The sequence below is a fragment of the Citrobacter sp. RHBSTW-00599 genome (genome assembly GCF_013784065.1).
Taxonomy (GTDB): Bacteria; Pseudomonadota; Gammaproteobacteria; order Enterobacterales; family Enterobacteriaceae; genus Citrobacter; species Citrobacter braakii.
Map to the genome: position 1 here is coordinate 3376851 of NZ_CP056717.1, position 20530 is coordinate 3397380.

The window sequence follows — 20530 nt, forward strand, 5'->3', positions numbered from 1 at the left end:
GCCATTTCTTTCAATAGCTTACTAGTAAACAAGAAGTTAGTCTCCGTGAATATAAACGTCGCAGATTTGTTAAATGGGAATTACATCCTGTTATTATTTGTGGTCCTGGCACTGGGCCTGTGTCTGGGTAAATTACGTCTGGGTTCAGTCCAACTCGGTAATTCCATTGGCGTTTTAGTGGTGTCCCTATTATTAGGTCAACAGCACTTTAGTATTAACACCGATGCATTAAATCTCGGCTTTATGCTGTTTATTTTTTGTGTCGGCGTCGAAGCCGGTCCCAACTTTTTTTCGATTTTTTTTCGCGATGGGAAAAATTATCTAATGCTTGCTCTGGTGATGGTCGGCAGCGCCATGCTGATCGCCCTGGGGCTGGGTAAGCTATTTGGCTGGGACATCGGCCTGACGGCAGGTATGCTGGCCGGCTCGATGACCTCAACGCCGGTGCTGGTCGGCGCGGGTGACACCTTGCGCCATTCCGGAATGTCGGGGACATCGCTTTCAACCGCCCTCGATAACCTGAGCCTCGGTTATGCGCTCACCTATTTGATTGGTTTGGTCAGTCTGATTGTTGGCGCGCGCTACCTGCCGAAACTTCAGCATCAGGATCTGCAAACCAGCGCCCAACAAATCGCACGTGAACGAGGTTTGGACACTGATGCCAACCGTAAGGTTTATCTGCCGGTAATTCGTGCCTATCGCGTTGGCCCGGAACTGGTGGCATGGGCCGATGGCAAAAATCTGCGCGAGCTGGGTATCTATCGCCAGACCGGTTGTTACATTGAACGCATCCGTCGCAACGGCATCCTGGCCAACCCGGATGGCGACGCGGTACTGCAAATGGGCGATGAGATAGCCCTGGTGGGTTATCCGGATGCGCATGCCCGCCTCGATCCCAGCTTCCGTAATGGTAAAGAGGTGTTCGATCGCGATCTGCTCGATATGCGCATCGTCACTGAAGAGATTGTGGTGAAAAATCACAATGCCGTTGGCCGCCGCCTGGCCCAGTTGAAGCTGACCGATCACGGCTGTTTTCTCAACCGCGTGATCCGTAGCCAGATTGAAATGCCTATCGATGACAACGTCGTGCTTAATAAAGGCGACGTGCTGCAGGTCAGTGGGGATGCTCGCCGCGTCAAAACCATTGCCGATCGTATCGGCTTCATTTCCATTCACAGTCAGGTGACCGATCTGCTGGCCTTCTGCGCCTTCTTTATCATCGGTCTGATGATCGGGATGATCACCTTCCAGTTCAGTAATTTCAGCTTCGGCATCGGGAATGCGGCTGGACTGCTGTTCGCTGGGATCATGCTGGGCTTCCTGCGTGCCAACCATCCAACGTTTGGCTATATCCCACAGGGGGCGCTGAACATGGTCAAAGAGTTTGGCCTGATGGTATTTATGGCAGGCGTCGGTTTAAGCGCGGGCAGCGGCATTGGCAATGGCCTTGGCGCCGTGGGTGGGCAAATGCTGATTGCCGGCCTGGTTGTCAGCCTGGTGCCGGTTGTCATCTGTTTCTTATTCGGTGCTTACGTATTGCGCATGAACCGCGCCCTGCTTTTTGGCGCCATGATGGGCGCGCGTACCTGCGCTCCGGCAATGGAAATCATCAGCGATACGGCACGCAGCAACATCCCCGCATTAGGCTATGCCGGGACCTACGCAATTGCCAACGTACTGCTGACATTAGCGGGGACACTCATCGTCATTGTCTGGCCTGGGCTTGGTTAGCGCTGAAATTTACTCTTAAACGAAAATTTTTTGCAGGTAAGCAGAACTTTTCTTCAAGACGTCAGTCATAACTATTGCCACTGCTTTTCTTTGATGTCCCCAATTTGTGGAGCCCATCAACCCCGCCGTTTTGGTTCAAGGTTGATGGGTTTTTTGTTGCCTGAATTTTGCGATCGCTGACTCCCTCCCCCAAAACTCTCTCTCACATTTGCAGCATCCCGGTTATGACACATACTTTTAGTCAGAGCTAAATGGTAATGAGGGGTGCTATGTTACTCGCAGGCAAAGTCGCGGTAATCTTCGGAGGCAGCGGCGCTATAGGCAGTGCAGTTGCGCATGCTATGGCGCGTGAAGGCGCTCATGTGTATCTGGGCGCGCGCAGTCAGGAAAAGCTGGATTGGGTGGCCAGTAGTATTCGAACCGCGGGCGGTGCCGTCGAAACCTTTGTCACCGATGTACTCGACGAATACGGCACCTCAAAACAAGTTACTCACCTTGCGCAGCAAACCGGTGGAATAGATGTGGTGGTTAACGCAACCGGCTTTATGCATGAACAGGGCAAACGCATCGAGGCGTTATCCCTTTCTGAGTTTATGAGCGGTATCACCCCTTTCCTCTCGGCGCAGTTCAATATCGCAAAAGCCATAACACCACACATGGGCGGCAATCGTGCGGGCGTCATTCTCACCGTTGTTGCGCCAGCGGCCCCGATGGCGATGCCTGGACATCTGGGACACATCGTCGGCTGTGCGGGAACAGAGGCCTTTCTTAAAGCGCTCGCCAGCGAACTGGGGCCGGCGAATATTCGGGTCGTCGGCGTGCGCTCGCATGCGATTGTGGATGCCGTTCAGGCCGGTTCCTATACCGGGGAGATTTTTACCGCTAAAGCGCAGTCAATGGGTATAACCGTTGCACAATGGTTAGGAGGTGCGGCGCAAAGTACCATGCTTGGGCGCCTGCCTACGCTTGCACAAATCGCTGAGGTAATGACCTTTCTGGCTTCAGACCATGCCGGAGCAATCACCGCAACGGTGGTGAATATTACCGGCGGCGCTACGCACGGCTGACCGTCGCGGGCAACCCCGCAATACGCTCCACCATCAGCAAGATATCTTCTCGCCGCAGCGGTTTTTTGTCCGTGACAAAATGCAGCGTCATCCCTTCAATAAACGCATCCAGCGCCCGCGCCGTAACCGGAGCAAACCACTGCTCCAGCGTTTGTTGGCTGCGTAACATCCAGTTTTGCATCACCGTTTTTAATGCCGGTTTACGGCTGGCGAATGCATACAGCTGATACATGAGTTCCATGTTATCGGGTGTCGTGACCTGGGAGCTGTAAATCATATCGGTAATCGCATGGCAAGCCTGCGACGCATCCGCAACGTCGGCAAAAAAAGCCTGATACTGCAGCATCATCCTGTCAGTAAAACGGTCAAACGCCTCCATTAAAAGCTCATCAATTCCCGAAAAGTAATAGGTCATAGAACCCAAGGGTACCTGAGCAATTGTCGCAATCTTCCGATGTGTAACCGCATGAATACCATGGGCTATTACCGCATCCAGAGTCGCCTGAACTATTTTTTCCCGCCGCTGCGGATCGTTCGCACGTCGCACTGCATTACCTCTTCTTGCATTTGTGTACAAATGTACACAACCTTGCTAAGGTTGTCTTCTTTCCTCTTTTCTTCGGCTCGAATTCATGACTGGCATCTCATCACGCAAAGCCTTAAGACGTCGCACCTGGGCACTGTTCACGTTCTTCTTTTTACCAGGATTATTAATGGCCTCCTGGGCAACGCGTACCCCTGCCATCAGAGATATCCTCTCCATCTCAACCGCCGAAATGGGCGCGGTGCTGTTTGGACTATCAATTGGTTCGATGAGTGGCATTCTTTGTTCGGCCTGGCTGGTGAAACGATTTGGCACGCGTAAAGTGATCCGCACCACCATGTCTTGCGCAGTCCTCGGAATGGCAATCCTCAGCGTGGCGCTCTGGCTGCATTCCGCATGGCTTTTCGCATTTGGTCTGGGCGTGTTCGGCGCCAGCTTTGGCGCAGCAGAAGTTGCCATCAACGTCGAAGGTGCGGCTGTTGAGCGCGAAATGAATAAAACCGTACTGCCGATGATGCACGGTTTTTACAGCCTGGGAACGCTGGCGGGTGCCGGAGTCGGGATGATGCTTACCGCCTTCAGCGTACCGGCGACCGCGCATATCTTGCTGGCAGCGATGGTGGCTATCACCCCTATCTTCATCGCCATCAAAGCCATTCCTGACGGCACGGGTAAAAATGCCGCTGACGGGTCTCACTCCGGCGAAAAAGGACTGCCTTTTTATCGCGATATTCAGCTATTGCTGATTGGCGTCGTGGTGCTCGCAATGGCATTTGCTGAAGGTTCCGCCAACGACTGGCTTCCGCTGCTGATGGTGGACGGACATGGATTTAGCCCAACCTCAGGCTCGCTGATTTATGCCGGATTTACGCTGGGTATGACCGTTGGACGATTTACCGGCGGCTGGTTCATCGACCGCTACAGCCGCGTCGCGGTAGTACGCGCCAGTGCGCTAATGGGTGCTCTTGGGATTAGCCTGATTATTTTTGTCGACAGCACTTGGGTGGCGGGCGTTTCCGTTATTTTGTGGGGACTCGGCGCATCACTGGGCTTCCCACTGACCATTTCGGCTGCCAGCGACACCGGTCCCGATGCGCCAACCCGCGTCAGCGTTGTCGCCACTACCGGCTATCTGGCATTCCTGGTTGGACCACCGCTGCTGGGCTACCTGGGTGAACACTACGGCCTGCGTAGCGCTATGCTGGTGGTGCTGGCGCTGGTGCTTGTCGCCGCCATCGTCGCGAAAGCGGTGGCAAAACCGGATCTCAAAAACACCACTGTGATGGAGAACAGCTAATGCGTATCAAACTGATTGCAGTCGACATGGACGGCACATTTTTAAGCGACCAAAAAACCTATAATCGTGAGCGCTTTATGGCGCAATACCGCCAGATGAAAGAACAAGGGATCCGCTTTGTGGTCGCCAGCGGCAACCAGTATTACCAGCTCATCTCCTTTTTCCCTGAACTGGCCAGTGAAATCTCATTTGTTGCCGAAAACGGCGGATGGGTGGTCAGTGAAGGGGAAGATGTCTTTAACGGCGAGCTGGCAAAAGACGATTTCCAGGCCATCGTGGAACATCTGCTGACCCGTACGGACATCGACATTATCGCCTGCGGTAAAAATAGCGCCTATACCCTGAAGCGGTACAGCGATGAGCATAAGACTGTCTCCGCCATGTATTATCATCGTCTTGAATTTGTGGATAATTTTGACAACCTCAACGACATTTTCTTCAAGTTCGGGCTAAATATTTCAGACGATCGTATCCCCCAGGTGCAGGCTGACCTCCATGAGGCGATTGGCGACATTATGGTGCCGGTACATACCGGCTACGGCAGTATCGATTTAATTATACCCGGTGTGCATAAGGCAAACGGTCTGCGTCTGCTGCAACAACGCTGGAATATTACCGACGATGAGGTTGTTGTGTTTGGCGATGGCGGCAATGATATTGAGATGCTGCGTCAGGCAGGATTTAGTTTTGCAATGGCGAACGCCCATGAGCCGGTTATCCAGGCGGCAAAATATCGCGCAGGGTCGAACAACGAAGAGGGCGTGCTGGATATTATCGACCGCGTGTTAAAGAATGAAGCACCGTTTACGCAATAACGCCTCAGCACAGACGGCAACAAAATGATGGCATGATCTATTCATAATCCGCCTCAAATTAACCCGCTGGATTATTACCTCCAGTGAATATTCAGACGAGCGGATTATGAAGAAAAGTGTACTGATAGCGACATTGTTGCTGGGTTTTGCGGGGACAACATTTGCGCAAAGCGTTACCGTTGATGTACCAAGCGGTTATAAGGTGGTGGTAGTGCCCTCTTCCGTCAGCGTTCCGCAGGCGGTCAGCGTTACCACCGCGCCACAAACGGTGTATGTTGCTCCGGCGCCTGCCCCGGCCCCTGTCTATCGCGCACATCCTTATGCGCGACATGTTGCAAGCGTCGGTGAAGGAATGATCATCGAACACCAGATTGACGATCACCACTAAGTTTTTGCCTGGCCCGGGCAACCGGGCTTTAACCTTCCCGTGAATCCCCTACCCGTTTATCTTTCAGGAAGATAACCATCAGAATCACCCACAGTACGCCGCTTGCCAGATTGAACAGGCTGAACAAGCCGTTTCCTCCGAGCAGATAAGCGTGTTTACTCAGCTCAATACCGACGGTAAAAATCAGCATCTGCAACATACCCATGGCGGCAGAAACCGTGCCCTTACTCATTTCACTGGCAAACAGCGTCAGACGTACCAATCCCGCATTCGCCACGCCAATACCAAACGCATAGATGCTTAAACCCGCCGTCATCCATAGATACGCATGGGATGACACCACCGTGGCCGCTGCGGCAATCACCAGCCCGACGGCGATTGGCCAGCCGCCCATGATAATCAGCGAACGTACGGTTTTTCGCGAGGTCAGGCGCGCCAGTACCAGGTTACCGGCAATCAACGCGCCAAAAATCGGCACCTGCAACAGGCCATATTCGTAACTGCTGAGATGTTCACCGCTGATGATAATAATCGGGGACTGCGCAATCCACGCCAGTAACGGCAGGCTGACAAAACCCAATGCCAGCGCGCCTGCAACAAAGCGCACGTTCCTCAGCACCAGCTTATAATCTTTGCCCAGCTCTTTAATCGACAGCTTTTCACCAAGCCGGGTTGCCGTTTCCGGCATCGCGCGTTGCAGACCAAAAAAAGAGATGGCGGCCAGGGCGGCAAACAGGATAAACATCCCTTCCCACGGCAGAACATGTACCCAGGCTGCGCCGACCAACGGCCCCAGCAGGGGCGCAATCAACGCTACGTTTGCCATCAGCGCGGTAATTTTTATGCACACCGCTTCTTCAAAGGATTCCTGAATTGCGGCGTAACCCACCGCGCCAATAAAGCACAGGCTTATCCCTTGTAAAAAACGCAGGAAGGTAAATTGCTCAATATTCTGCGCAAGCAGGGTTGCAAGGCAGGTCACAATGAACCAGAGCACGCCGGTTAACATCACCGGGCGACGTCCAATTCGATCCGACAGCGGTCCTAATAACCACTGCAAAAACATGCCGCCAGCCAGATAGGCGGTCATGGATGTGGGCACCCAATCTAATCCGGCATTATATTGCTCCACCACCGCCAACATTCCGGGCTGGATCATATCGTTGCCGATATAAGTAGAGAATTCGTAAAGCACCAGACAGAGAGGGAAAAGTAATGCCTGACGCCCCAAACGGGCGCCTGAAGATAAACGGTTCTGCATGCAGTCTCTTAACTATAGAAAAATCGCGCAAAGTGTAATAAATGCGCCGTACTGGTGATAGTGAATTATGTGATTTGAAAGCAAATTGCGCACATTTTTACACTCATTTGCTCAGGAACATTTTGCGTTAAGGTTAATTTAAGTTGAGACCGCTATCATGTTCAATAAGTCTCATTAATTGTCTGAAAAATAGTCATTTAACAGACAAATAAGACAAGACCGCTTTTTATCCCGTGAAAGCAATTTTATGCTCTCCCCTCTTGGGCCTTTTTAACGATTACACTGAGTCTGGACGTTATGCTGGAAAATCTGAACAACTCACTTTTTTATCTCATCAATGCCACGCCGGACTCTGCGCAATGGATGATATCGCTTGCCATTTTTATTGCCAAAGACCTGATTAACATCGTACCGCTGTTAGCCGTTGTGCTTTGGCTTTGGGGGCCGCGGGCCCAGGTTACTCTCCAGCGCCAGTTAGTTATAAAAATGGCGATTGCGCTGATCGTCGGTCTGACGATTTCATGGCTGATGGGGCATCTGTTCCCTCACGATCGTCCGTTTGTTAACCACATAGGTTACAACTTCCTGCATCATGCGGCGGATGACTCTTTCCCGAGCGATCACGGTACGGTTATCTTTACCTTTGCACTGGCTTTCTTGTTCTGGCATCGCCTGTGGACGGGCGCTCTGCTGATGGTCGTTGCTGTGGCGATTGCCTGGTCGCGGGTCTACCTTGGCGTACACTGGCCGCTGGATATGCTGGGAGGATTACTCGCCGGGCTGATTGGCTGCCTGAGCGCTCAGATGATCTGGCAGCGGTTTGGCACGCCCCTGTACCTCGGTTTGCAAAATGGCTATCGCGCCTGCTTCGCTCTGCCCATCCGTAAAGGCTGGGTGCGTGACTAACCCACGGTAAAAAGAGTAGTATTAAGCGCGATACTGAGCACTTATTCTACTCTCCAGGGGAACTATGGAAACTCGACGCGACGAGCGTATTGGTCAATTACTGCAGGCGCTGAAACGCAGCGATAAATTACACCTCAAAGAAGCCGCGACGCTGCTGGGCGTATCTGAGATGACCATTCGTCGCGACCTGAATAATCACGATGCTCCCGTCGTCTTGCTCGGGGGCTATATTGTTCTGGAACCCCGCAGCGCCAATCACTATTTAATCAGCGATCAAAAATCCCGACTGGTTGATGAAAAGCGCCGTGCCGCCCAGATGGCGGCAAGCCTCGTGCAGGCACATCAGACTATCTTTTTCGACTGTGGTACCACCACGCCGTGGATCATTGAGGCTATCGACAATGAATTGCCTTTCACCGCAATCTGCTACTCGCTGAATACGTTTCTGGTGCTGCAGGAAAAACCGCAGTGCCGCGTCATTCTGTGTGGTGGCGAATTCCATGCCAGCAACGCAATTTTCAAACCGCTTGATTTCCAGGAAACGCTGAACAACCTGTGCCCGGATATCGCTTTTTATTCCGCAGCTGGCGTTCATATTGAGAAAGGCGCGACCTGTTTTAACCTGGAAGAGCTACCGGTGAAACACTGGGCGATGTCGATGGCGCAGCATCACGTGCTGGTGGTCGATCACAGCAAATTTGGTAAGGTGCGTACTGCGCGGATGGGTGAAGTAAAACACTTTAATACCATCGTCAGCGATAGCCGTCCTGACGAGGCGTTTGTTGAGTACGCGAAAGCGCAACGTATCAAACTGATGTATTAAGCGATACTGCCGGATGGCAATAGCGTCATCCGGCAAACGCTAAGCTTAAGAGAACCAGCCGCCAAACCACTGGTGGAATTTCATCATCACAAAGTCCCACATGCGACTAAAGAATCCCCCCTCTTCCACGGCCTCCATCACCATCAGTGGACGCTGCTCGATGGATTTCCCGTTCAACTGGAAGTCGATAGTCCCCACAACCTGGCCTTTCTTCAGCGGCGCGGTTAACTGTGGTTCGGTCAGGGTAAAGCTGGCCTTCAGGTTTTTGAGCTGACCACGCGGGATAGTCACCGAGCCCGCTTCTCCGGCGCCCAAATTAACTTCACTCTTATCACCAAACCAGACGCGCTGCGTCACGAAAGTGGCATCCGGTTTAATCGGCGTAACGGTTTCAAAGAAGCGGAAGCCCCAGGTCAGCAGCTTTTCTGACTCATTAAAACGAATGCGGTCGGTTTTCGCCCCCAACACCACGGAGATCAGCCGCATATCCCCCTGGGTCGCGGAAGCGACCAGGTTGTATCCCGCCCCAGCCGTAGTACCGGTTTTCATACCGTCCACGTTCAGGTTGGTGCTCCACAACAAACGGTTGCGGTTCGGCTGGCGGATTTTATTAAAGGTAAATTCTTTCTCTTTGTGGATAGCGTACTCTTCCGGTACATCGTGGATTAGCGCCTTCCCGAGCAGGGCCATATCACGTGCGGTACTGAACTGTCCTGCCGCATCCAGGCCATGCACGGTCTGGAAAGTGGTATTGGTCAGCCCCAGTTTTTTCGCGTAGCCGTTCATCAGACCAATGAAGGATTCCTGGCTGCCCGCAACGTAATCAGCCAGTGCGATACAGGCATCGTTACCAGACTGGATAATAACGCCTTTGTTCAGATCGGACACTGCAACCTGATCGCCGGGCTTGAGGAACATAACCGACGAACCGCGCAGGGCCGGATTACCGGTCGCCCAGGCGTCTTTGCCCACGGTGACCATGTCGTTGAGGTTAATTTTCCCGGCCTTCAGCGCCTGACCGACCACATAGCTGGTCATGATCTTGGTCAGACTAGCAGGATCCAGTTTCTCATCAGCATTACCTTCCGCCAGAACCTTACCGCTGGCGTAATCCATTAGGATCCACGCGCGCGCGTCGACGCTCGGTGGGGCCGTTGGTTGCTCCGCCGCCTGTACGCTCGGCGCCAAAAGGATTAAGAGTGCAGAACCTGCAGCAAAGCTGCGAAGTGAAGAGAAGTATTGCGTCATAAATGCCACCCGAGTATCCATTCCAAAAAACCACGTCATACCACACCGTGTTTACACAAAACCAGCCAGGCGACCCTGACCAACCCATGCAGAAAAGGTCTGATGGATGACGTGTAAAATAAGTGCGGTGAGTAATAACGCACTAACGAGCTTAAAGAAACCGTAAGTTGGTAAAGTTTTTAAAGTTTATGCAATAACACCGCGCTGCGCTGCTCCCGGCACGATTTTTTTAGACTTTGTTGCGTAAATATTAGGTTTCCCCCACCATGTGGGCTAGTCAGATGGCATCTGCAGCCATAAAGCTGCTCAATTAATTTGCGGGGTTACTATGATTACACTGTGGGGTCGCAATAACTCGACCAACGTAAAAAAAGTATTGTGGACGCTCGAGGAACTGGAACTGCCGTATAACCAAATTCTGGCGGGCGGACAGCATGGCGGTAACCGCGATGCCGACTATCTGGCACTCAACCCGAACGGACTGGTCCCGCTACTACGCGATGATGAAACGGACGTTGTTCTGTGGGAATCCAATACCATTGTCCGCTATCTGGCAGCTCAGTACGGACAAAAGCGTTTGTGGATTGACGCCCCGGCCGCGCGCGCCGTCGGTGAAAAATGGATGGACTGGGCAAACCAGACGCTAAGTCCTGCGCATCGGGTTATCTTGTTTGGCCTGGTCAGAACCCCTGCCGAGAAACGCGACATGGCGGCAATCGAGGCGGGTAGTCAGGTGTGCGATAACCTGTTTGCCATTCTGGATAACGCGCTGGCGGACCAGCCATGGTTCTCCGGGGCTGAATTTGGCACTGCCGATATCGCCGTTGCGCCGTTCATCTATAACCTGTTCAACGTTGGTCTGAGCTGGACCCCGCGCCCACATCTGGAACACTGGTATCAACAACTGACCGAACGTCCGGCGTTTCAAAAAGTCGTGATGATCCCGGTCAGCTAACTCAATCAGGGACTCACTTTCAGTAATTCCCCGTCGGACTCGTCGGTTAGTACATATAAGTACCCGTCTGGTCCGACGCGCACATCACGGATCCGCTGTCCCCTTTCCTGCAACAGACGACCCTCTTCGGTGACGGCATTCCCTTTGACGCTCAGCACGATCACTTCTTTATCTTTCAACGCGCCAATGAATAACTTCTGCCGCCACTGTGGGAAGGTATCGCTATTATAAAAAGCCATTCCGCTGACCGCCGGTGACTTTTCCCAGTAAAAGATGGGTTGCTCTGTTCCAGCAACAATTGGGCCTTTTGCTTCGGGAATTTTAAGACCACTGTAGTTAACGCCCCAGGTCGCAAGCGGCCAGCCGTAGTTTTTCCCTTTCTCCGGGATATTGATTTCATCGCCCCCGCGTGGACCATGCTCATTGAGCCACAGCGTATCGCTCCAGGGATTCATCGCCATCCCCTGCGGGTTGCGGATACCATATGACCAAATCTCTGCCCGCGCTCCTGCCCTCTTCACAAACGGATTATCCGGCGGAATTTTTCCCTCATCGGTCAGTCGTACGACCTTGCCCTGCAGCTTATCCAGATCCTGTGCGGTAGAACGTTGATTGTTTTCACCAAGGCCAATAAACAGATAACCGTTGCCATCAAAAACCATACGTCCGCCAAAATGGTTTCCGCTGGAGAGCTTCGGCTGTTGGCGAAAAATGGTCTGGAACCCTTGCAGATGTTTGAGATCGTCGCTCAGTCGTCCGTAACCAACCGCTGTCCCGGCGTTACCTTCACCGTCAGCTTCAGCAAAGCTAAGCCACACCCGGCGGGATTGTTTAAAATCCGGTGCTAATGCCACATCAAGCAATCCCCCCTGACCATTCGCCCAGACTTTGGGTACGCCGGTCAGCGGGTCGGAAAGCCCCTTCCCTGACTGCCAAAGTCGAAGCTGGCCGCCTTTAAGCGTAATGAGCATACCGCGATTGTCGGGTAAAAACGCCAGCGACCACGGATGATCGAGTTTCGTTTGCAGCACTTCCACCTCTACCGCGACGGCATAAGAGGAAAATAGCGCGAGTGGGACAGCACAGAGAAAGAGTCGACGCATAACACCTCCTTAATGGCTCTGCATAAAGCGTAGCCAGCAAGGGGAATTATCCCGCCACATTTACATAATCTTAACGAAAAGGGGGAGCGCCCTCCCCCTGATTCAGACGTGTTCCAGCGTTGGATAAGATTGCAAACACTGGATACTTAGCGTCAGCGTTGTCAGGCAGTTTTCCAGTTTCTCTGCGTTAACGGCGATAAAAGTTGGACAATCGTGATGTCCACTCATAAGACAAACAGCGGCGGCGGCTAACGCCCCTTCAGCACGATGAAGGGCATTCCACTCTTCCTGATCAAGATGCATACCGTGAAGCTGTGATTGCTCGTGCAATTCGCGATTCAGTGCAAAAAAATTATCACGCAGACGATCGCTCTCGCTGACTGACATGTAGCCTTTCGCTTTTCTCAACAGCAGATAAGCGGCAAGTTCGACACGGGCGTTTATCAATTTGTTGAGAAGATCGGTTCTCAGTCTGTCAACAACCATACTTTGTTCCTCCTCTTTCCAACTATGGTGCAACTTAATAGTATGGTCATTTTTTGAACAAAGTCGTGTCCAGGATCAATCCATCACCGAAAATTAACACAATTTACAAATAATCTTTAATTCCACGCCGGGCGTGGCGACTGATGGTATGAGATTGCGATACAATTTTTATTCAGAACTCTGTAGAATCCGTGCCCTGAATATTCCAATAACTGAACAATTTTTACGCTATGAGCAATGTAACCCACCAGCCGAAAATCGGCTTTGTCTCCCTCGGCTGCCCGAAAAACCTCGTCGATTCTGAACGCATCCTGACCGAACTTCGTACCGAAGGCTATGATGTTGTGCCAAGCTACGACGACGCGGATATGGTTATCGTTAACACCTGTGGCTTTATCGACAGCGCGGTTCAGGAGTCGCTGGAAGCAATCGGCGAAGCGCTGAACGAAAACGGCAAGGTGATCGTCACCGGCTGTCTGGGCGCGAAAGTCGATCAGATCCGTGAAGTCCACCCGAAGGTGCTGGAAATCACCGGGCCGCATAGCTACGAACAGGTTCTGGAGCACGTTCACCACTATGTGCCCAAACCAAAGCACAACCCGTTCCTGAGCCTGGTTCCTGAACAGGGCGTCAAGCTCACTCCGCGTCATTACGCCTATCTGAAAATTTCTGAAGGCTGCAACCACCGCTGCACGTTCTGCATTATTCCGTCAATGCGTGGCGATCTGGTGAGCCGTCCGATTGGCGATGTCCTCAGCGAAGCCAAACGTCTGGTGGATGCGGGCGTGAAAGAGATACTGGTCATTTCTCAGGATACCTCCGCGTACGGCGTGGATGTGAAGCATCGCACCGGTTTCCATAACGGCGAGCCGGTCAAAACCAGCATGGTTGATCTGTGCGAGCAGTTATCAAAACTGGGGATCTGGACTCGTCTGCATTACGTCTATCCCTATCCGCACGTTGATGACGTGATCCCACTGATGGCGGAAGGGAAAATCCTGCCGTATCTGGACATCCCGCTACAACATGCCAGCCCGCGTATTCTTAAGCTGATGAAACGCCCAGGCTCCGTGGACAGACAACTGGCACGCATCAAGCAGTGGCGTGAAATCTGCCCTGAACTGACGCTGCGCTCAACCTTCATTGTCGGTTTCCCGGGTGAAACGGAAGAAGACTTCCAGATGCTGCTCGACTTCCTGAAGGAAGCGCGTCTGGACCGCGTGGGCTGCTTTAAATACAGCCCGGTAGAAGGCGCTGGCGCCAATGACCTGCCGGACCAAATCCCGGAAGAGGTGAAAGAGGAACGCTGGAACCGCTTTATGCAATTGCAACAGCAAATCTCCGCTGAACGTTTGCAGGAGAAAGTGGGCCGCGAAATTCTGGTTATCGTTGATGAAGTTGACGAAGAAGGCGCGATTGGACGCAGCATGGCTGACGCCCCGGAAATCGACGGCGCGGTATACCTGAATGGCGAAACCAAGGTGAAACCTGGCGATATCATCCGCGTGAAGGTCGAAAACGCTGATGAATACGATCTGTGGGGCACCCGCGTTTAAATAAGCGCAACCCAACTGTAGGCCGGATAAGCGTTACGTCTTATCCGGCCCTGTGATTTATCCTTTAATTTTCGGGTCCAGCGCGTCGCGCAGACCATCTCCGAGTAAGTTAAACGCCAGCACCGTCAGGAATATCGCCACCGCCGGGAAAATCGCCACGTGCGGCGCGATCACCATATCAGCGCGGGCTTCATTGAGCATTGCCCCCCACTCCGGGGTTGGCGGCTGCGCACCCAATCCCAGAAATGACAGGCTCGCGGCAGAGATAATCGACGTGCCAATTCGCATGGTAAAAAAGACCACGATCGATGAAACCGTACCCGGCAGGATATGGTTGAAGATGATGGTCGCATCGCTGGCGCCGATACTGCGCGCGGATTCAATAAAGGTCTGCTGCTTTAGCACCAGCGTATTTGCGCGCACCAGCCGCGCGAAGGCCGGAATGGAGAAAATGGCCACGGCAATAATCACGTTTGCAATGCCGCTGCCCAGAACGGCGACCACGGCTATCGCCAGCAAAATACCCGGAAAGGCAAACAGCACATCGCAGATACGCATAATCAGTCGATCCCACCAGCCTTCGTAGTATCCCGCCAGCAGACCCAGCACGGTGCCAATCGCTGCGCCAATAAATACGGCAAAGACCCCCGCCGCCAGCGAGATTTGCGCCCCCACCAGCACGCGGCTAAAAATATCCCGCCCCAGCGAGTCAACGCCGAACCAGTGCAGCATCGATGGTCCGTCATTCAGACGGTCATAATCGAAGTAATTCTCGGCATCAAATGGCGTTAACCAGCGAGCAAAAATCGCCAACATTATCAGCAGCACGACAAATAACCCCGCTAACATCGCCATGCGCTGGCGACGGAAACGACGCCAGAATTCATGCCACGGCGTGCGTATCTGCTCAGGCTTAACAAGGGGCATCGCATTTAAAATCGCCTGTCGGCGCCAGTTAAAAAATCGCATCCTTACTTGTACCTGATAGCCGGATTAATGGCGGCATAGAGCACATCCACCACTAAGTTAATAAGAATAAACTCCAGAGAAAACAACAGCACCTCGGCCTGAATCACCGGATAGTCGCGCATTTCGACTGAGTCCACCAACAGCCGCCCAAGCCCTGGCCAGTTAAACACCTTCTCAACCACAATTGAGCCGCCAAGCAAAAAGCCAAACTGTAGCCCCATCATGGTGACCACCGGGATCATCGCATTACGCAAACCATGTTTTAACACCACCCAGGTTTCACTCACCCCTTTGGCCCGCGCGGTACGCATATAGTCTTCACTGAGCACATCGACAAACGAAGCGCGGGTAAACCGAGCTAACACCGCAGCCACCGCCGCACCCAGGGTAATAGACGGGAGGATATAGTGCCGCCAGGTATCAGCGCCAACGGTGGGCAACCAGCCAAGCTCAACGGAGAATATCTGCATGAGCAGCATGCCGAGCGCAAACGCCGGGAAAGAGATCCCGGTGACGGCGAGCGTCATACTCAATCTGTCCGGCCAACGATTACGCCATACAGCAGCAATAATCCCTGCCGTCATGCCGAATAACACCGCCCACGCCATGCTGGCAATGGTCAGCCAGAGCGATGGCATAAAACGACTGGCTATCTCTTCGGAAACCGGGCGACGAGAAACCATTGAGGTTCCAAAATCGCCTTGCAACACGTTAGTAATGTAATGCCAGAACTGAATATGCAGCGGCTGGTCCAGACCCAACTGCTGACGCACCAGTTCGATAACCTCAGCGTCAGCCTCCGGTCCGGCAATCAGCCGGGCCGGATCGCCGGGTAGCAGGTGAACAAATAAAAATACCAGCACCGCTACAATCAACAGAGTTGGAATCAACCCCAGCAGGCGCTTGAAAACATAGTTAAGCATCACACTCCCTTCGCCGGCCCCTGCGTGGCGGGGCCGGATGAATAGCTTATTTTAAATCCGCATCATCAAAGCTAAATCCGGTATCCGGCATGATCCAGAACCCGGTCAATCTGGTGTTGTGCGCCGAAATCAGTTGTTCCACTACCAGTGGGATCCACGGCGACTCTTTCCAGATAATATCCTGCGCATCCTTGTACAGCTTCGCTTTCTGGGCCGGATCGTTGGTTTGCAACGCTGCTGCTAAATCACTGTCCACCTGCTTATTGCTGTAGAACGCCGTATTAAACAGCGTTGGCGGCCAGTTTTGAGATGCAAACAGCGGTGACAGCGCCCAGTCTGCTTCACCCGTAGAGGCAGACCAGCCGGTGTAGAACATGCGTACCCCGCTCTCTTTCTGCGCTTTACCTTCGACTTGCGCCGCGCGCTGACCGGCATCCATCGCCGTCACCTGAGCCTTAACGCCCACCTGCGCCAGTTGCTGCTGGGTAAATTGCAGCACTTTTTGCGCAGTACTATGGTTATGAGAAGACCATAGCGTGGTGGTAAAACCGTTCGGATAACCCGCTTCTTTCAGCAGTTCGCGCGCTTTTGCCGGGTCGTATGGCCATGGCGTATAGCTTTGCGCATAGGCGATCGACGGTGGGAGAACGCCGGTTGCTGGCGTCGCGTAACCGGCAAACGCCACTTTCACCAGCGCCTGACGGTTGATGGCATAATTCAGCGCTTCACGCACCTTCGGGTTATCGAACGGTTTTTGCGTGACGTTCATGCTGATGTAACGCTGCATAATAGACGGACTGGCCACCAGTTCCAGGTTTTTATTCTTCGCCAGTAGCGCCGCCTGCTCGTAAGGGATCGGGAAGGCAAACTGCGCTTCCCCGGTCTGCAGCATTGCCGCACGCGTGTTGTTGTCGGTCACCGGACGCCAGGTAATCGTATCCAGCTTTGGCAGCCCTTGCTGCCAGTAACCCGCGAACTTCTTAACCTTTACAAAATCCGTCTGATTCCAGGTCTCAAGCTGATACGGCCCGGTCCCCACGGGATGAAAACCGATCTCCTTGCCGTATTTCTCCAGCGCGGCGGGAGAGATCATCGCCGTAGCCGGGTGCGCCAGAATATTGATAAATGCAGAGAACGGCTGCTTCAGCGTTATCTTCACCGTCGACGGATCCACGACCTCGGTTTTATCGATATTCTTATACAGGTTGTAGCGTTTCAGATGGTTTTCCGGGTTGCTGGCCCGGTCGAGGTTAGCTTTAACCGCATCGGCGTTGAAGTCGGTGCCGTCCTGAAACTTCACACCCTGTCGCAGCTTAAGGGTATAAGTCAGGCCATCATCAGAAACCGTATAACTCTCCGCCAGCACATTTTTCAGCTTCATCTCTTTATCAAGGCCAAACAGCCCCTGGTAAAACGACTTCGCTACCGCCTGCGACAACGTGTCGTTTGCGTCGTAGGGATCGAGGGTGGTGAAATTGGATCCTACCGCCACTACTACATCTTTGGCGGCCCAGCCAGGTGTGGCGGCCAGCGCAGAGGCCACTCCCACAGCAACCAGCCATTTTCGAGCAACAATTTTTGTCATGTTATTCTCCTTAAACCCTGCCTGCCTGTTATAAACGCGAAAGCGCATTTTCTGGTTGCGGACGCGCAACATAATGCCCCGGGCCAACTTGCTGGAGTGAAACGGGGGAAATCTCTTCACCGCGTTTGCGGATATTACTGGGGATATCATCCGACAGCAGCACGCGCTGGGGCCGGTGATGTGAGGGATCGGCGACCGGGACTGCCGCCATCAGTTTGCGGGTGTACGGATGCTGCGGATTTTCAAACACCGCGCGTCGGGTGCCGATCTCGACGATTTGCCCAAGGTACATCACCGCCACCCGATGACTGATCCGCTCCACCACCGCCATATCGTGGGAAATAAACAGGTACGCAATCCCCATTTCTCGTTGGAGGTCGAGCAACAGGTTGATAATTTGCCCGCGAATTGAGACATCCAGCGCCGAAACTGACTCATCGGCAATAATCACCTTGGGATTGAGCGCCAGCGCCCGGGCAATACAGATCCGCTGACGCTGCCCACCGGAAAACTCATGCGGATAGCGCCAGGCATGCTCAGGGAGCAATCCTACGCGTTCCAGCAGCCATGCAACCCGTTTTGCCGCCGCATCGCCTTGCAGTAGCCCATGCACCCGCAGCGGTTCTAAAATGGAATATCCCACGGTCTGACGCGGATCGAGCGAAGCATAGGGGTCCTGAAAGATAAATTGAATATCCCGACGCAGCGGCTGTAGCTTACTGGCGGCCAGGGTATCGATACGCTGTCCGTTGAAAACAATCTCCCCGCGTTGAGACTCGACCAGACGTAGCAGCGCCCGACCGGTGGTAGATTTCCCGCAGCCTGACTCCCCCACCAGCGAGAGCGTCTCTCCGGGCCACAGGTCAAAGCTAACGTTTTCCACCGCATGCACCTCGCGGGTCACCCGATTAAGAATGCCGCTGCGCAGCGGAAAACGCGTCACCAGATTACGTACCTGCAAAATAGGCTCGCCTTCAACCACGGTATCCTGTTCAGTCTGTGGTTCTACATGGCTGGGATCGTGTAACGAAATGAGTGGAAACCGGCGCGGGTACGCTTGTCCAGTCATCGCCCCAAGCTGCGGCACGGCTGCCAGCAGCGCTTTGGTGTAAGGATGCTGGGGAGCGTGAAAAATCTGCTCAACGCTGCCGGTTTCTACCGCCTCGCCCTGATACATCACCAGCACGCGATCGGCAATATCCGCTACGACGCCCATATCGTGGGTAATAAAGATCACTCCCATCGACATATCCTGCTGCAGCACTTTTATCAGTTGCAGGATCTGTGCCTGAATAGTGACATCCAGCGCGGTAGTCGGTTCATCGGCAATTAAAACCGCAGGGCGACACGATAGCGCCATGGCGATCATTACCCGCTGGCGCATGCCGCCAGAAAGCTGGTGCGGATAGCGCGATAAAATAGCCTTCGCCTCAGGAATACGCACCTGGTCGAGCATCCGTTTCGCTTCCACCATCGCCTCTTCGTGGCTGGCCCCCTGATGCAAACGGATTGACTCAGCAATCTGCTCACCCACGGTAAATACCGGATTAAGCGATGTCATGGGCTCCTGGAAGATCATGGCGATATCTGCGCCACGCACGTGACGCATCCGCGACGCGCTCTGTTCACCCAGCTCAATAACCTGTCGGTTACGGCGTCGAAGGAGCATTTCATCGCAGCTCACCTCGCCGCCTGACTGTTCAATCAAACGCATCAGCGACAAGGCTGTTACCGACTTTCCTGAACCGGATTCACCCACTATCGCCAGCGTTTCACCACGCTTCAGGCGAAATGACAGATTACGCACCGCACTGATGCGCTGTTGCTCCTGTTCAAAGGCAATGTTCAGGTTGCTGACTGCCAGCACGTCGCAGGCGTCAAGCTCATCACTGTGTGGCAACGGTATCTCCTTTTTCCCGATAAATACCGGTGGTTGGCGTATCGCCTGCATATCCCCAGGCACGGTACATGCCTTCGCTGTTAAACGGCAAGGCGACGTTGCCCTCGTGATCGACGGCAATTAAACCGCCGCTACCGCCGAGCGCCGGTAATTTTTCCATTACTACGCGTTCGCACGCCTCCGATAAACTCAGGCCGCCATAGTCCATCAACGCCGCAATGTCATAGGCCGCCAGCGCACGAATAAAGACTTCACCGGTTCCGGTGCAGGAAACGGCCACACTTGCGTTATTGGCATAACAGCCAGCGCCGACCAGCGGACTGTCACCTACCCGACCCGGTAATTTGTTGGTCATCCCGCCGGTCGATGTTGCCGCCGCCAGATTGCCAAACATATCCAGCGCGACCGCACCCACAGTACCCATTTTGTTGTTTTCATCCAGCGGGGTCGCGCTATGATCCAGCACCGTTTCACCCGCCGATTGCGCTGCCAGCAGTTGAGCGTAGCGTTCTGGCGTCGAGAAAATATCCGCCGAAACGCGCTCCATACCCTGCGCAATGGCAAAGTTTTCAGCCCCTTCACCTATCATCATGACGTGGGGGCTGTGCTCCATCACCAGGCGAGCCGCGAGAATTGGATTGCGCAGATGGCTAACCCCGGCGACGGCTCCCGCGTTTAGCGTATTACCGTCCATCACACAGGCGTCCAGTTCATGGGTTTCATCACGGGTATACACCGCGCCAATTCCGGCATTAAACAACGGACACTCCTCCAACAAACGCACGGCTTCGGTGACCACATCCAGTGCGCTACGACCGTCTTCAAGCATCCGTTGGCCGGTTTCAACGATATCCGACAGCGCTTGTATATAACGCAATTCTTGCTCCTGGCTCAGTAACGCGCGGGTGATAGCCCCTGCGCCGCCGTGAATTGCAATGACTGCTTTACCCATTTTATTCGTCCATTAGGTGGC

At 53.5% G+C, this 20530-nt stretch carries 19 protein-coding genes; 9 read left to right on the forward strand and 10 right to left on the reverse strand.

All coding sequences use genetic code 11. From position 1 onward, the window contains the following. Positions 1-45: 45 nt before the first annotated feature. Together HV243_RS16670 and HV243_RS16675 are read left to right on the forward strand one after the other, a co-directional pair. Entirely contained in the window at positions 46-1731 is a 1686-nt protein-coding gene (locus HV243_RS16670; RefSeq protein WP_016152406.1) for an aspartate:alanine antiporter, read from the forward strand. Positions 1732-2000: 269 nt separating this feature from the next. Beyond that, positions 2001-2798: an SDR family oxidoreductase gene (locus HV243_RS16675; protein WP_053388812.1), complete on the forward strand. Its 798-nt coding sequence runs from the start codon at positions 2001-2003 to the stop codon at positions 2796-2798. On the opposite strand, the gene HV243_RS16680 is transcribed toward HV243_RS16675, so the two are convergent. After that, positions 2785-3345, reverse strand: coding sequence for a TetR/AcrR family transcriptional regulator (locus HV243_RS16680; protein ID WP_053388811.1), 561 nt, complete (start codon positions 3343-3345; stop codon positions 2785-2787). The two genes, HV243_RS16675 and HV243_RS16680, sit on opposite strands and share 14 nt — an antisense overlap. Positions 3346-3430: 85 nt before the next feature. Between HV243_RS16680 and HV243_RS16685 the strand changes: the two genes are divergently transcribed. The 3 genes from HV243_RS16685 (at position 3431) to HV243_RS16695 (ending at position 5842) form a co-directional block, all read left to right on the forward strand. Further along, positions 3431-4639, forward strand: a complete 1209-nt coding sequence (locus tag HV243_RS16685; protein WP_029139467.1) for an MFS transporter — start codon at positions 3431-3433, stop codon at positions 4637-4639. Next, entirely contained in the window at positions 4639-5454 is an 816-nt protein-coding gene (locus tag HV243_RS16690; RefSeq protein ID WP_016156094.1) for a Cof-type HAD-IIB family hydrolase, read from the forward strand. The genes HV243_RS16685 and HV243_RS16690 overlap by 1 nt, the downstream gene beginning before the upstream one ends. Positions 5455-5560: 106 nt before the next feature. Continuing rightward, positions 5561-5842 carry a hypothetical protein gene (locus HV243_RS16695; protein WP_019076373.1) on the forward strand — a complete coding sequence of 94 codons (282 nt, stop codon included), beginning with the start codon at positions 5561-5563 and terminating at the stop codon, positions 5840-5842. A 28-nt stretch (positions 5843-5870) separates the two neighbouring features. Here the strand turns inward: HV243_RS16695 and HV243_RS16700 are convergent, their stop codons facing one another. After that, positions 5871-7103, reverse strand: coding sequence for an MFS transporter (locus HV243_RS16700; protein WP_047501216.1), 1233 nt, complete (start codon positions 7101-7103; stop codon positions 5871-5873). A 297-nt stretch (positions 7104-7400) separates the two neighbouring features. Between HV243_RS16700 and ybjG the strand changes: the two genes are divergently transcribed. Both ybjG and deoR read left to right on the forward strand, forming a co-directional pair. Beyond that, entirely contained in the window at positions 7401-8009 is a 609-nt protein-coding gene (ybjG, locus tag HV243_RS16705) for an undecaprenyl-diphosphate phosphatase (RefSeq protein WP_016156091.1), read from the forward strand. Positions 8010-8073: 64 nt separating this feature from the next. Then, a complete protein-coding gene (gene deoR, locus HV243_RS16710) occupies positions 8074-8832 on the forward strand; it encodes a DNA-binding transcriptional repressor DeoR (protein WP_053388810.1) in 759 nt (252 codons plus the stop codon). A gap of 45 nt (positions 8833-8877) precedes the next feature. On the opposite strand, the gene dacC is transcribed toward deoR, so the two are convergent. Continuing rightward, positions 8878-10080, reverse strand: a complete 1203-nt coding sequence (gene dacC, locus HV243_RS16715; protein WP_016156089.1) for a serine-type D-Ala-D-Ala carboxypeptidase — start codon at positions 10078-10080, stop codon at positions 8878-8880. 328 nt (positions 10081-10408) lie between these two features. Here dacC and HV243_RS16720 point away from each other — a divergent pair, with 328 nt between their 5' ends. Further along, positions 10409-11035, forward strand: a complete 627-nt coding sequence (locus HV243_RS16720; protein ID WP_016152396.1) for a glutathione S-transferase family protein — start codon at positions 10409-10411, stop codon at positions 11033-11035. A 5-nt stretch (positions 11036-11040) separates the two neighbouring features. On the opposite strand, the gene HV243_RS16725 is transcribed toward HV243_RS16720, so the two are convergent. Continuing rightward, the gene (locus HV243_RS16725; RefSeq protein WP_047415284.1) at positions 11041-12138 is read right to left on the reverse strand and encodes a PQQ-dependent sugar dehydrogenase; all 1098 of its coding nucleotides are present in this window, start codon (positions 12136-12138) and stop codon (positions 11041-11043) included. Between the two features lie 102 nt (positions 12139-12240). Next, on the reverse strand, positions 12241-12624 hold the full coding sequence (gene bssR / locus HV243_RS16730) for a biofilm formation regulator BssR (protein ID WP_047359409.1): 384 nt from the start codon (positions 12622-12624) through the stop codon (positions 12241-12243). 230 nt (positions 12625-12854) lie between these two features. On the opposite strand from bssR, the gene rimO reads away from it, so the two are divergent. After that, entirely contained in the window at positions 12855-14180 is a 1326-nt protein-coding gene (gene rimO, locus HV243_RS16735; protein WP_016152393.1) for a 30S ribosomal protein S12 methylthiotransferase RimO, read from the forward strand. A 57-nt stretch (positions 14181-14237) separates the two neighbouring features. On the opposite strand, the gene gsiD is transcribed toward rimO, so the two are convergent. The 5 genes from gsiD to iaaA are packed head-to-tail and all read right to left on the reverse strand — an operon-like array spanning position 14238 to position 20509. Further along, positions 14238-15149, reverse strand: coding sequence for a glutathione ABC transporter permease GsiD (gsiD, locus tag HV243_RS16740; RefSeq protein WP_053388808.1), 912 nt, complete (start codon positions 15147-15149; stop codon positions 14238-14240). Positions 15150-15151: 2 nt separating this feature from the next. Then, positions 15152-16072 (reverse strand): glutathione ABC transporter permease GsiC, encoded by a 921-nt coding sequence (gsiC, locus tag HV243_RS16745; RefSeq protein ID WP_016152391.1) that lies wholly within the window; start codon positions 16070-16072, stop codon positions 15152-15154. A 46-nt stretch (positions 16073-16118) separates the two neighbouring features. Then, positions 16119-17657: a glutathione ABC transporter substrate-binding protein GsiB gene (gene gsiB / locus HV243_RS16750; RefSeq protein ID WP_046274653.1), complete on the reverse strand. Its 1539-nt coding sequence runs from the start codon at positions 17655-17657 to the stop codon at positions 16119-16121. Between the two features lie 28 nt (positions 17658-17685). After that, positions 17686-19557 carry a glutathione ABC transporter ATP-binding protein GsiA gene (gene gsiA, locus HV243_RS16755; protein WP_047415279.1) on the reverse strand — a complete coding sequence of 624 codons (1872 nt, stop codon included), beginning with the start codon at positions 19555-19557 and terminating at the stop codon, positions 17686-17688. Continuing rightward, entirely contained in the window at positions 19544-20509 is a 966-nt protein-coding gene (iaaA, locus tag HV243_RS16760; RefSeq protein ID WP_016156081.1) for a beta-aspartyl-peptidase, read from the reverse strand. The genes gsiA and iaaA overlap by 14 nt, the downstream gene beginning before the upstream one ends. Positions 20510-20530 lie beyond the last annotated feature (21 nt).

Excerpts from the sequence above, each read along its gene's own strand:
- HV243_RS16675 (WP_053388812.1), top strand. The coding sequence starts at position 2,001 with ATGTTACTCGCAGGCAAAGTCGCGGTAATCTTCGGAGGCAGCGGCGCT.
- HV243_RS16685 (WP_029139467.1), top strand. The coding sequence starts at position 3,431 with ATGACTGGCATCTCATCACGCAAAGCCTTAAGACGTCGCACCTGGGCA.
- HV243_RS16690 (WP_016156094.1), top strand. The coding sequence starts at position 4,639 with ATGCGTATCAAACTGATTGCAGTCGACATGGACGGCACATTTTTAAGC.
- HV243_RS16695 (WP_019076373.1), top strand. The coding sequence starts at position 5,561 with ATGAAGAAAAGTGTACTGATAGCGACATTGTTGCTGGGTTTTGCGGGG.
- HV243_RS16700 (WP_047501216.1), bottom strand. The coding sequence starts at position 7,103 with ATGCAGAACCGTTTATCTTCAGGCGCCCGTTTGGGGCGTCAGGCATTA.
- ybjG (WP_016156091.1), top strand. The coding sequence starts at position 7,401 with ATGCTGGAAAATCTGAACAACTCACTTTTTTATCTCATCAATGCCACG.
- deoR (WP_053388810.1), top strand. The coding sequence starts at position 8,074 with ATGGAAACTCGACGCGACGAGCGTATTGGTCAATTACTGCAGGCGCTG.
- dacC (WP_016156089.1), bottom strand. The coding sequence starts at position 10,080 with ATGACGCAATACTTCTCTTCACTTCGCAGCTTTGCTGCAGGTTCTGCA.
- HV243_RS16720 (WP_016152396.1), top strand. The coding sequence starts at position 10,409 with ATGATTACACTGTGGGGTCGCAATAACTCGACCAACGTAAAAAAAGTA.
- HV243_RS16725 (WP_047415284.1), bottom strand. The coding sequence starts at position 12,138 with ATGCGTCGACTCTTTCTCTGTGCTGTCCCACTCGCGCTATTTTCCTCT.
- bssR (WP_047359409.1), bottom strand. The coding sequence starts at position 12,624 with ATGGTTGTTGACAGACTGAGAACCGATCTTCTCAACAAATTGATAAAC.
- rimO (WP_016152393.1), top strand. The coding sequence starts at position 12,855 with ATGAGCAATGTAACCCACCAGCCGAAAATCGGCTTTGTCTCCCTCGGC.
- gsiD (WP_053388808.1), bottom strand. The coding sequence starts at position 15,149 with ATGCGATTTTTTAACTGGCGCCGACAGGCGATTTTAAATGCGATGCCC.
- gsiC (WP_016152391.1), bottom strand. The coding sequence starts at position 16,072 with ATGCTTAACTATGTTTTCAAGCGCCTGCTGGGGTTGATTCCAACTCTG.
- gsiB (WP_046274653.1), bottom strand. The coding sequence starts at position 17,657 with ATGACAAAAATTGTTGCTCGAAAATGGCTGGTTGCTGTGGGAGTGGCC.
- iaaA (WP_016156081.1), bottom strand. The coding sequence starts at position 20,509 with ATGGGTAAAGCAGTCATTGCAATTCACGGCGGCGCAGGGGCTATCACC.